This window comes from Pseudomonas sp. P5_A2_2, from assembly GCF_054177685.1.
The window spans coordinates 1-2,086 of sequence record NZ_JBGCUL010000797.1; the positions used below are offsets into that span (position 1 = coordinate 1).

Here is a 2,086-nt window from a genome sequence, read left to right on the forward strand (position 1 = left end):
GATTGATGCTGCCGTGCATCCAGCTCTGGGGGGGAACATCAGGACCTGGCGTCGACATCTCGCCCCACCAGGCGGACGCAAAGGGCACCAGTTGACCGAATGCCTGCAGGCCATCGGCGATGAATCGCGACGCCCCGCTCTCCCGCGCCAGCCGGCCCAGGTGCAATACGCAATGATTGAACGCCTTCAGCGTGGTCAGCGACCTGTTGTCGTCGACCTTGTTTCCCTCCTCCATCGTTGCGATCCCGTTCACTGCATGGTCTGGTGTTTCGACGATGCCATAGCGTCGGGAATGGCGTCCAGCTTGCCGTGACATCAATAGTTACAAACAGCCCGCTCCCACGGGGTAAATGGGCGTATGCAAAATCGGCCAGCGACTGAAATTACTGTGGGAGTGAACCTGCTCGCGGTAGCGGCGGGTCAGCCGACACCGATGCTGGCTGTAATGACGCCATCGCGAGCAAGCTCGCACACAGGGTTGGTAGGTGTACGCAACATCTGCGAGCAACCGGGATTACGGTGGGAGCGAGCCTGCTCGCGAAGGCAGTGGGTCAGCCAGCATCAATGTTGAATGTGCTGGCCTCATCGCGGGCAAGCCCGCTCCCACAGGGGAATGTTGTGGTTTCAGAAGTGGATGTCCTTGGCCGGTATCACATCGATCCGCGCCACGGAACCGGTCAGGTGCGCCAGGTCCTTGTTGTGCTCGGCAATGATGTCTTCGGCGCTGAGGTTGCCGTTGTCGACGGTGGAATGGGCGTCGCCCGCCAGCACCACGTCGTAGCCCAGTTTCAGCGCCTGGCGCACGGTGGCGTTGACGCAGTAATCAGTCTGCAGGCCGCAGATGACCAGGCGCTCGAAGTCCTCTTCCGGTAACAATTTTTGCAGATTGGTCTGGTAGAACGAATCCCCGGTGGTCTTGCGYACGCGATGGTCCTTGGGCGAGGTTTGCAGCCCTTCGGCCAGTTGCCAGCCGGCAGCGCCATGGGCCAGCGGGCTGCCCGTTTCTTCGTGCTGGATCAGTACCACGGGCACGCCGGCCTCACGCGCCCGGGCAGAAAGGTCATTGATGGTGTTGATGACCCGTCCAATCTCGAAGCACTCGTACTCACCGGAACACAAAGCCTGTTGAACGTCGATGATTAACAACGCAGTGGTCATGATTTCCTTCCTTGATATGCCGAGTGATCAGGGGACGAACATAAGCCCGTCCCCCTCCAGACACAACCCTCAATAACCCAGCGACAACCCGGTGTTACGCCGTGGGTCGTTCGCCCCGTAGAAACGGTTCTTGCCGACCGGTTTGCCGCCCAGGGACGGCGCGCCGACCAGGATCGCCGCCAGGTGGTTGGGATCCTGTGGACCTGCGAACTTGTGCCCCCAGCTTTCGAGGATTTTCACCGTATCCGGGCTGGTGGTGAAGGCCTCCAGGTTGGTTTCCTCCGGCAGCCACTGCTGGTGGAACCGCGGTGCATCCACCGCTTCCTGGATGTTCATGCCGTAGTCGATCACGTTGAGCATGGTCAGCAAGGTCGCGGTGATGATCCGGCTGCCACCCGGCGTACCGACCACCATCACCACTTTGCCATCCTTGGTCACGATGGTCGGGCTCATGGACGACAACGGCGCCTTGCCGGGGGCGATGGCATTGGCCTCGCCCTGCACCAGGCCGTACATGTTCGGCACGCCGATCTTCGAGGTGAAGTCGTCCATTTCATCGTTGAGGATGACCCCGGTCTTGCTCGCCATCACGCCGGCACCGAACCAGTCGTTGAGGGTGTAGGTCACCGACACCGCGTTGCCCCACTTGTCGACGATGGAGTAATGGGTGGTGTTGTTGCCTTCATGGGGCGCTACACCGGGCTTGAGTTCGCTGGATACCGCGGCTTTTTGCGGCTTGATCGCGTCGCGCAGCTTGGTCGCGTAGTTTTTATCCAACAGGTGGGCAATCGGGTTCTTCACGAAATCCGGGTCACCCAGGTAGCTGTTGCGGTCCACATAGGCGTGGCGCATCGCCTCGATCTGATAGTGCATGCCCTGGGCCGAGTGGTAGCCCAGATCCTTCATCGGATAACCTTCGAGGATATTC

Annotated in this window: 2 protein-coding genes and 1 pseudogene; all 3 read right to left on the minus strand. The window is 60.4% G+C overall.

Annotation, left to right across the window (positions count from 1 at the left end):
• Positions 1–235 (minus strand): annotated as a pseudogene (locus tag ACXRVY_RS25820) (LuxR family transcriptional regulator); the annotation flags it as partial.
• A 389-nt stretch (positions 236–624) separates the two neighbouring features.
• Positions 625–1,158, minus strand: coding sequence for a cysteine hydrolase family protein (locus tag ACXRVY_RS25825; RefSeq protein WP_223461621.1), 534 nt, complete (start codon positions 1,156–1,158; stop codon positions 625–627).
• Positions 1,159–1,227: 69 nt separating this feature from the next.
• A partial coding sequence (locus ACXRVY_RS25830) for a gamma-glutamyltransferase family protein (protein ID WP_458238602.1) occupies positions 1,228–2,086 on the minus strand: 859 nt, incomplete at its 5' end.